Origin of the sequence: Saccharicrinis sp. 156 (genome assembly GCF_050589685.1) — a bacterium.
Lineage (GTDB): Bacteria > Bacteroidota > Bacteroidia > Bacteroidales > Marinilabiliaceae > Saccharicrinis.
Map to the genome: position 1 here is coordinate 6,100 of NZ_JBNGOS010000068.1, position 9,893 is coordinate 15,992.

The following is a 9,893-nucleotide window of genomic DNA, read 5'->3' on the forward strand; positions in this document are numbered from 1 at the left end:
ACAACTACCCAATATCGTTTTAATTAATGCCGATGATTTAGGCTATGGCGACCTGGGTTGTTATGGAGCCACCAAACTGCATACGCCCAACATCGATAAACTGGCCAGGGAAGGCCGGATGTTTACCGATGCCCATTCCGCATCGGCAGTGTGCAGCCCTTCGCGTTATGCTTTGCTTACCGGCGAATACCCCGTGCGCCACGGAAACCTGAATAATCCCGTGTTCCTTAAAAATAAACTGATAATCGATACACAAAAAACAACCATTGCCTCGGTACTTAAAAAGGCTGGTTACACAACAGCTTGTATTGGCAAGTGGCACCTTGGCTTTGGAACAACGGAACCCGTTGATTGGAATAAACCATTAACTCCGGGACCTAACGAACTGGGCTTCGATTATTATTATGGGGTTCCCGTGGTAAACAGTCATCCTCCTTTTGTTTATGTCGAAAACCACAATGTGGTAGGTTATGCAGAAGACGACCCTTTTGTTTACGGTAAAAGTGCCAAAACGGCAGCCGTTTTCGAAAAAATGAAATTGGATGCCATTGGTGGAGCAGATAAGGCACATGAGTTATATGTTGATGATGAAGTGGGAACGCATTTAAAAGGGAAGGCGCTTGACTGGATGAAAGGACAAAAAGAGAAACCTTTCTTTTTGTATTATGCCACCACCAATATTCACCATCCGTTTACACCAGCACCGCAGTTTGTGGGATCTAGTAAATGTGGATTGTATGGCGATTTTGTGCATGAGTTGGATTGGATTGTGGGGGAAGTGATGCAAACACTGGAAGAGATGGGGGTAGCCGAAAATACCCTTGTAATTTTCACCAGCGACAATGGCGGGATGTTTAATGCTACCGGTCAAAAGGCCTGGGGACAAGGACACCGATTAAATGGCGATTTGTTGGGCTTTAAGTTTGATGCCTGGGAGGGCGGACACCGAATTCCCTTTATCGCGCATTGGCCGGAGAAGATTCAAGCAGGTACCGTGTCGGAACAGTTGATTTGCAATGTGGATATGCTGGCCACCTTAGCAGCACTTACCGGGCAAAAACTTGAGAAAGGCCAGGGGCAGGATAGTGAAAATATGTTGGGCGCCATTACCGGACAAACCAACAAACAAATACGGACCGAAGTGCTACTGGCTGCTCAAAGAAAAACACACCTGGCCATTCGCAAGGACAGTTGGATTTATATTGGCGCGCAAGGAGGTGGCGGTTTTACGTCTGGAAAACACGGTGCCCATGCTTTTGGAGGTCCGGCAGCCATTACCTTTGCAGGAGAAGTGAATAGCGATATCGAAAATGGAAAAATAAAGGAAGATGCCCCACCGGCCCAACTTTATAATCTTGAAAAAGACCCTTCGCAAACCACAAACCTTTATCATGAATTTCCTGAAAAGGTAAAAGAAATGAAAGAGCTTCTGAAGTCCTATCAGGAATTGGGAAAAGTGGCCAAATAAAAATTATTTTTGAAAAACAAAAAAACATTAAAAACTAAATAAACACCATGAAGAATAAATCCGGAAAAATGTACCAATTATCAAGTCTATTTTTGATGGCCATTCTAATGTTGAGCGCATGCGCTCAGCCACCCAAAGAGGTAAGTATTGAATCACTTCTGACAGAAATGATAGACAGAGAGGCTGTGGCCCGCTTCCCGGAGAAAGATTTCCGGTTAAAACAGGAAAGCAGTTATAACCGTGCTTCTGTAAATCCGGAAGACACTGTAGGATGGTTTATAAATAAAGATTTTAACTCGAATGAAAAGGACAGTAACTTTATTCGTATTGAAGATAACAACGGGCAGCAAGAATGGGTATTAATGGACCATCAGGGAGCCGGTGCAATAGTGCGCACATGGATGCCATTCAGGAATGCAAAAAACCCGGGGACTAATAGTATCATCAAGTTTTATTTGGACGGATCACCAGAGCCTGTTCTGGAAGGAAATATGATGGGGCTTTTAGATGGAACCGGACTTATTCCTTTTCCATTGGCGCACAAATCTTTGCGTTCAGCGGTTTCATTTTTCCCTATTCCTTATGCAAAAAGTTGTAAGATAACGGTAACGGAAAGGCCTTTTTTCTATCAATTTACCTTTAGGGAATATGCGGAAGGGACAGCCATTAAAACTTTTACGTTGGAAGACTTTAACCAGGCTCAAGGACAAATTAAACAGGTGTGTGAAACGTTGTTAGCCCCTGTAAATACGGAAGAAGGGAAACATGTAAAACTCCATGAAAGCCTGGCTCCGGAGGAAGAAAAATCAGTTGCTCTGCCTCAAGGTACTTCGGCTGTACGTTCACTTTCATTAAAGTTGGGTTCGTATACCGATTCATTGGTGATGCGTTCAGTTGTTCTTCAGATGGAGTTTGACGGACAACAAACTGTTTGGTGTCCTGTGGGTGATTTCTTTGGTTCCGGAATCGGTTTGAACCCTTATCAGGGCTGGTATCGTACCGTGGGTGAAGACGGAACACTATCTTGCCGCTGGGTGATGCCTTATCAGGAATCTGCCAAAGTTACGGTTTTGAATCTGGGTGAGGAATCGGTGGATGTTCAGTTGAAAGCCGTTGTTGGTGATTGGGAATGGGATGAAAACAGCATGTATTTTAATGCCGCCTGGCGGGGACAGTATCCTGTGCCCACACGACCATATTCCGATTGGAATTATGTAACGCTAAAAGGAAGAGGCGTGTACGTTGGCGATGCGCTTACCATCATGAATCCGGTGGAGAAATGGTGGGGCGAAGGCGATGAAAAAATATGGGTGGATGGCGAAGACTTCCCGTCGATTTTTGGTACGGGTACTGAAGATTACTATGCCTATTCATGGGGAGGCATGAGTACCGATTTTTACGAGCACCCGTTTCATGCACAACCACGCAGCCACAAGTATAATAAGTTGAATAGAAAAACAGCAATTGGAGAGAAAAATACGCTGGGATATAGCACAGAAACGCGTACGCGGGCCCTGGATGTGATGCCGTTTGGTAGTTCTTTAAAACTAGATATGGAAGTATGGAGCTGGACCGACTGCGATATGGCTTACGGCGTAGGGGTTTATTGGTATGGCGATGCAACCACCACATCCAATCGTGTGCCTGATCCGGAAGGGGTATTGACCTCGCACTAAAATTCAAAATATAATTGGTGAAATTCATTATTAGACCATATAATCAAACGTATAAGAAAATGAGAGCATATATTGGAGGATTCTTATTAACTATCGTTTTGTTTGGGTGCACACCAGACAAGACAAAACAAACAATTCTCAAACCAAACGTTATCGTTGTCTTCATCGACGACGAAGGTTATGGCGATGTTGGCTGCTATGGTGCTACAGGCTTTCAAACGCCCCATATCGACGAAATGGCCGGCAATGGCATGCGGTTCACAAATTTTTACGCAGCTCAGCCGGTTTGCAGCGCGTCGCGTGCCGGATTGATGACTGGTTGCTACCCCAACCGTATTGGATTAACCGGGGCATTGTTTCCCTGGCATAAAATAGGACTTAATTCAAAAGAGTACACTATGGCCGAAATGTTTCATGACCAGGGGTATGCAACGGCATGTGTGGGTAAATGGCACTTAGGGTGGCAAGAAGCGTTTTTGCCATTACAGCATGGCTTCGACGAGTTTTTAGGCCTACCTTACTCAAACGATATGTGGCCACACTCGAATGTTACCGGTGAAAAGAAACCTAACAGCAGGTATCCTGCATTGCGTTTAATCGAAGGAAACGAAACCATCGATACCATTGCCAGTATTGCCGATCAGGACAAGTTAACCACGCTGTACACCGAAAAAGCAGTTGACTTTATTAACCGAAATGCCGACACACCCTTTTTTCTTTACGCAGCCCATACCATGGCCCATATTCCGTTGGGCGTATCCGATAAGTTCAAAGGAAAAAGCGAACAAGGGTTGTATGGCGATGTTATGATGGAAATAGATTGGTCGGTAGGGGAAATCATGAAAGCCCTGGAGAAAAATAACTTAACTGACAATACAATCATCATTTTTACAACGGATAATGGGCCTTGGTTAAACTTCGGCAACCATGCTGGCTCAGCAGGAGGACTGCGAGAAGGTAAAACCACCAGTTGGGAAGGCGGACAAAGGGTGCCTTTTATTATTAAGTGGCCGAACAAAGTTCCCGAAGGTATAGTCTGCAATAAATTGGCCTGTGCGGTTGATTTATTGCCTACATTTGCATCGATAACGGGAGGAAAACTCTCTGAAAATAAAATTGATGGAGTAGACATAACACCGCTTTTTGAAGGCAATTTTGAAAAAACTCCCAGAGAGACCATACTGTATTACTATGGCAAGAACAACCTAAATGCGGTAAGAAAAGGCAACTGGAAACTAGTTTTACCACATTCATACGGTTCGTATAATACAACACCGGGCAACGATGGGTATGGTGGAAAAAGAATTAATACAGTTATTGAAGAACCCGAACTCTATAATATGCGGCGCGATCCGGGCGAGCAGTTCAATGTAATTAAACATTATCCCGGGAAAGTGGAAGAATTGATGAAGGTAGCAGAAAAAGCCCGTGCAGAATTGGGCGACTTGAATATTGGCAAAGAAAAAGGGAGCGGGAATCGTGAAATGGGTCGTGTGAATACCCTAAAAACAAAAAGTATAAAGTGAAAAGTTATTCGAATAATATATTAGGATTAATTTTTGTGTGGTTTGGGATCGTATCATCTGCTTATGGTCAATCGTCACAACCCAATTTTTTAATACTACTCGGCGATGATATAAGTGCCTCAAATATTGGGTGCTATAATTCGAAGAACCCGGGAACAACACCCCATATTGATAAACTGGCAGAGGAGGGCATTCGTTTTACAAACATGTTTGTAGCCGAGGCAATGTGCGCTCCAACCCGTGCCGAATTATACACGGGTATGTCGCCTTATAAAAATGGTTGTACCGTCAATCATGCAGCAACAAAAACTGGTACATTGAGTATTGTTCAGCATTTGGAGAAATTGGGCTATCGTGTTGGCTTAACGGGAAAACGTCATTTCAGGCCAAAGTCTGTTTATCCATTTGAATTTATTGATGGTTTTACGCCAAATTGTACTTTGCACGGCAATGCGCCTGAAAATTGGGAGGGGGTTGAAGAATTTGTGAGTCGTAATCCAGAGCAACCTTTCTGTTTGATTATTTGTTCGGTTCATGCGCATTCTCCCTGGGATGCAGGGGATGCTTCACTTTGGGACCTGGATGAATTGAAGCTCCCCAAAAATTTAGTGGATACCAAAGAAACCCGTCACTATTATAGAGAGTACCTGGCCGAAATTAGATTGTTTGATGAGCAGGTGGGAAAAGCCAGGGAAACGCTTAAAAAACATAAGTTAGATGAAAGTACAGCGCTTATTGTTTTAGACGAAAATGGTGTGGGAATGCCCGGCGGAAAATGGACAACCTATGATTTAGGTGTTCGTTCGGCCTGTATAATGAAATGGCCAAAACCTTATGCCGCTCATTTTGAAACGGATGCTATTGGGAAATATTGTGATATTTTGCCAACATTAATAGACGCAGCAGGTGGCGTAGTTTCGGAGTCTATGGATGGAGAAAGCCTGCTTCCGCTTATTGCAGGCAAAAAGAAAGAACACCGCGAGAAAGCATTTTTTATATACAATAGCGGACCGGAAGGACCAGCTTTTTCTTCGCGTGCTGTTACCGATGGTCGCTATAAGCTAATATGGACTTTAACGCCTGAAAACCTGTATGCGGTGCGCACCATAAATGGTTTCGATTATTTTCATGTCGATAAGTTTGAAGATAGAGATGTGCGTAAGATGTATCTGTCATGGTTAACTAAAGCTGGGTATGATAAAAATGCAAGAGACCTTGTGCAGCGTTTTAGACAGCGTCCCGAATTTCAGCTCTTCGATTTGAATAGCGATCCTGAAGAAATGAATAACTTGGCTGAAGACCGGGTATATGCAGATAAGCTGCAGGAGTTAAAAATAGCAATTCATCAGTGGATGGAAGAGCAAGGAGACCTAATGATTAAATAATAAATAATGAAAAGAATACTTCAAACCATTTCAATAATTCCAATAGCTATTGCCGTGTTATCGGCTTGTAATCAGAAAGAAAGTAACACAAAACCCAACATCATCTACATTATGGCCGATGATTTGGGCTGGCAGGATGTGGGTTTTATGGGAAGCCAATGGTTTGAAACCCCTAACCTGGATAATTTGGCAGGGGAAAGCCTCGTTTTTACCGATGCCTATATGTACCCAACTTGTTCGCCATCCCGGACGGCGTTGCTTACCGGCCGTCAGTCATTCAGGACCGGTGTTTATAACGTTCCGGTATTGGAGCGCGGCAATGACCAAACCAATATATTCTCGCGCTGGACGGTTGGCCATGAGCACCCGGTGTATGCCGAGCCATTGCACGAGGCGGGGTATAAACTGATCCATTTGGGCAAATGGCATATTGTGGGGCCAGATCCTGAAGCTGAAAAGGATTATCCATTTCAACAAAAACTAAAGCAACCGGACAATGGCGATACCTCCTGGGTGGCGAAACATAAACAAGACTACCAAAAATATTATCCCAGGGGACGTGGTTTTGACGAGAACGTAGGTGGAACCTGGTGGGGCGATCCGGCCCGTGGTTATGACCAAGGGTATAAGTCAGAAAGTGGCGGCTATAAAGCGCCGTTTAAAAACCCGTTTATAGATGATCAGGAAGGGGACGAATGGTTAACCGACAGGTTGACCGATGATGCCATTGATTTTATCAAGCGCAACAAAAGCGAACCATTTTTTGTGAACCTGCACTATTATGCGCCACACCGTCCCACCGTTCCCAGGAACACGGCGTGGTTGCGGAAATTTATGGAAAAAGCCCCGGATACGGTTACGGGACAAGGCACCAAAAGGCTTGAGGAAATTGCGGGCTATGCCACCATGATAGCGTCCATTGATGAGAACGTACAACGAATTTTCGATTACCTGGATAAAGAAGGATTGCGTGAAAATACGATTGTGATATTTACCTCCGACAACGGGTTTAACGGTTTGCAAAGCAGCACAAATACCCTGCGGGGCGCAAAAGGTACGGTGTACGAAGGGGGCATTCGCGTGCCCGCATTTGCGAACTGGAAAGGACGGATTACGCCGGGAATTTCACAAACGCCTATTTGCGGAATGGATTATTTTCCTACTTTCCTGGAGCTGGCCAATATCAGCGATTATAACGAAACCCTGGATGGGCAAAGTTTGGTGCCTTTGTTGAACGGGAAAAAGGAAAAGGAACGTCCGCTGTTCTGGCACCTGGCAAGTGCCTACAAAAATCCGCCATGTTCCATTATCCGTAAAGGAAAATGGAAGCTGATTCAGTTTCTGAATGATGGAAAAACAGAATTATATAACCTGGAAGCTGACCTCAAGGAAAGTGAAAATCTGGTGGACGCAAATAAGCCAATAGCAGATGATTTACTGGACGAACTGGTAACATGGCGTAAAGAAAACAAAGTGCCGCTGCCGCCTGCTTCAGTATTGGCGTATTAAGGGGAAGCGACATGTGATAAAAAATATAGGATGAGGAAAAAATTACTTATTACACTGATTTGTATTTCAGGGTTTTTGCGCTTTACGGGTGTTTGCGCGCAAGAACAACGGGTTAACCGCTCATGGGCAGATCGGCTGGAGTATGCCGGGATAGCGGTGGAAGAACCAGGCTATCATGTTTGGGGGGCATCACCGGTAATTGGCCCCAATGGCAAAACACATCTTTTTGTTTCGCGCTGGCCCGTCGAGGAAGGGTTTGGTGCATGGATCACCCATTGTGAAATCGCACGATATGTTAGCGATCGCCCGGAAGGCCCCTTTGTTTTTAAAGAAGTGGTAATAAGGGGAACTGAAACAGATACATGGGATAGAAAATCCCCTCACAATCCCAATGTTCATCGGGTAAACAACCAATACGTGTTGCTTTACATTGCAAATAGCGGAGGTTCCCGAAACGAAAAGGTGGCTTCGCAGCGTATTGGAATGATGATTGCAAATAGCCCGGAAGGTCCCTGGAAAAAGGCAGGTGATCATGGATTGATCCTCGAACCGCCCACAGATTCTTTGATCTGGAGCCATGGCTCCGTGGTGGGGGTGAATAACCCGGCGCTCTTTGCCCATCCCGATGGCCGTTATTTTTTATATTACAAAGCGATGAAGAAGGGGGATGTGAGGCGCATGGGGGTAGCCATCGCTGATAAGTTGGAAGGACCATACGTTTTTCATAAAGAATACCTGACCGGCAATGATACCGAGATTGAGGATGGTTATGCTTTCTTTGAAGATGGAAAGGTCTGTTTCCTTACAACCAATAATCACCAAGGAGAGGGATATTTATGGAAATCGGAGGATGGACTCCATTTCGATATACCCGTACTCGGCTTTGATAGGATCGAACACTATGTGGGGAGTGAGTCCGTAAAGAATGCCACCATTCTTCGGGGCAAAAAATTCGAACGTCCGCAAATACTGATGATGGATGGAAAACCAAGGTATCTGTATGTGGCATCAGGCATCAATATTACAGGGGGAAATACAAGTTGCTCGTGTGTTTTGCGTATCAAGAATCCAGGCCAATTCTCGACAAAGTAGTCGTTACCTTCGATTAGCCCGGCTTGTATGCTTCATCTAAATCTGAAAAAAATGAAAACTATGGTGGGGATACCCATGCTGTTGGTATGGATAATATGTAACCCGCAATATGCATTAGAAATTCTATTACACATTGAAATTACTTTAAAACAAGGCACTCCGCTGCTTCACTTCAACTCACCAGAACGATGCTCCTTAAAGTAATCGGGACAAGTGAGGCCTCGTTTCGGCAAGGCCTTGTTTTATGGTGTTTTAAATGCGCATGACGTATTTCTAATACATCATCCGGGTTTAAGAACGCGAGGTGATACCTAATTTTTCAAGATATTGCGACTCGTCGTCACGAAAAATCAGACGGGCCAGACGTACCATTTCAGAAACACATTCATCCAGCTCATCCAATTTAGCATTACGCTCTTTGGTGGCATACTGTGCATCCCCGCTCTCTTGCTCCCGTTTGTTGCGTAATTGGTCCAGCGAATTTACCTCTTCCGAATCTGCCAGGATAGACTCAGCGGTATAACCAAAAGGAACCAGCTTAGCCAATACCTCTTCCTTGCTTAACAAGACGGAGTAGAAGTTTTGGGCTATTTTCTTAAAATCGGCATATTTACTGATTTTACTGTTGTACAAACCCATTTCAACCGCTTCCGGTGTGTCGGCATCATACCAGAACTTAAGCGACTGCCGAATGCGGCGTAACTTCTTGCGGGAAGATCCCAGCGTTTCATTAAATGCTTCGCTGGCTAGTTTCCATTCGGCATTCTCCTGCTCGTTTTTTAAGATCAAATCATTGCTTTCCTGAAACAATTGCTTGTTGGCCAGGTGACGATTTTCATCGAAGCCAAAAGGCGCAAACCGGGCACGGATAATTTCGTCGTCATGTGCATTGTAAATGGCAACACGCGAATACTCTAATTTGTCATTAATACTACTTTTGTTTCCCATAATATTAGTTTTAAAATTTGAATCAATAAGTTAAAAAATCTATCCGCTACTTCCATACGACAGCCTATTTCTTTTTACGAAAAGAATTATTATTGCCATAAAAGCATCCATTTTATACACGAACTATGGATTTTCGGTATTTACACATGTTTCTGTTTCACACAGTGCCGGGTTACCGGCTTTTATGAGGTCGCTACCGGCCAAAATGACCCTGCTACCGGCATTTATGGGGTCGCTACCGGCCAAAATGACCTGGCTACCGGCATTTATGGGGTCGCTACAAGACAAA

Annotated in this window: 7 protein-coding genes; 6 read left to right on the forward strand and 1 reads right to left on the reverse strand. The window is 44.3% G+C overall.

Going from position 1 to position 9,893, the window contains the following annotated elements; genetic code table 11:
• The 6 genes from ACRD64_RS24375 to ACRD64_RS24400 all read left to right on the forward strand — a co-directional run.
• Window positions 1-1,468, forward strand: a 1,468-nt coding sequence (locus ACRD64_RS24375; protein WP_430937090.1) for a sulfatase family protein, incomplete at its 5' end; no start/stop codon positions are given.
• A 47-nt stretch (window positions 1,469-1,515) separates the two neighbouring features.
• Complete coding sequence (locus ACRD64_RS24380; RefSeq protein WP_430937092.1) at window positions 1,516-3,144, forward strand: glycoside hydrolase family 172 protein; 1,629 nt, start codon at window positions 1,516-1,518, stop codon at window positions 3,142-3,144.
• A 59-nt stretch (window positions 3,145-3,203) separates the two neighbouring features.
• Complete coding sequence (locus ACRD64_RS24385; RefSeq protein WP_430937094.1) at window positions 3,204-4,670, forward strand: sulfatase family protein; 1,467 nt, start codon at window positions 3,204-3,206, stop codon at window positions 4,668-4,670.
• Complete coding sequence (locus tag ACRD64_RS24390; protein WP_430937096.1) at window positions 4,667-6,055, forward strand: sulfatase family protein; 1,389 nt, start codon at window positions 4,667-4,669, stop codon at window positions 6,053-6,055. The genes ACRD64_RS24385 and ACRD64_RS24390 overlap by 4 nt, the downstream gene beginning before the upstream one ends.
• Before the next feature lie 6 nt (window positions 6,056-6,061).
• The gene (locus ACRD64_RS24395) at window positions 6,062-7,564 is read left to right on the forward strand and encodes a sulfatase (protein WP_430937098.1); all 1,503 of its coding nucleotides are present in this window, start codon (window positions 6,062-6,064) and stop codon (window positions 7,562-7,564) included.
• Between the two features lie 30 nt (window positions 7,565-7,594).
• Window positions 7,595-8,656, forward strand: coding sequence for a glycoside hydrolase family protein (locus ACRD64_RS24400; protein WP_430937100.1), 1,062 nt, complete (start codon window positions 7,595-7,597; stop codon window positions 8,654-8,656).
• A 291-nt stretch (window positions 8,657-8,947) separates the two neighbouring features.
• Here ACRD64_RS24400 and ACRD64_RS24405 read toward each other — a convergent pair whose 3' ends face one another.
• Window positions 8,948-9,604 (reverse strand): hypothetical protein, encoded by a 657-nt coding sequence (locus ACRD64_RS24405; RefSeq protein WP_430937102.1) that lies wholly within the window; start codon window positions 9,602-9,604, stop codon window positions 8,948-8,950.
• Window positions 9,605-9,893 lie beyond the last annotated feature (289 nt).

Excerpts from the sequence above, each read along its gene's own strand:
- ACRD64_RS24385 (WP_430937094.1), top strand. The coding sequence starts at position 3,204 with ATGAGAGCATATATTGGAGGATTCTTATTAACTATCGTTTTGTTTGGG.
- ACRD64_RS24400 (WP_430937100.1), top strand. The coding sequence starts at position 7,595 with ATGAGGAAAAAATTACTTATTACACTGATTTGTATTTCAGGGTTTTTG.
- ACRD64_RS24405 (WP_430937102.1), bottom strand. The coding sequence starts at position 9,604 with ATGGGAAACAAAAGTAGTATTAATGACAAATTAGAGTATTCGCGTGTT.
- ACRD64_RS24395 (WP_430937098.1), top strand. The coding sequence starts at position 6,062 with ATGAAAAGAATACTTCAAACCATTTCAATAATTCCAATAGCTATTGCC.
- ACRD64_RS24380 (WP_430937092.1), top strand. The coding sequence starts at position 1,516 with ATGAAGAATAAATCCGGAAAAATGTACCAATTATCAAGTCTATTTTTG.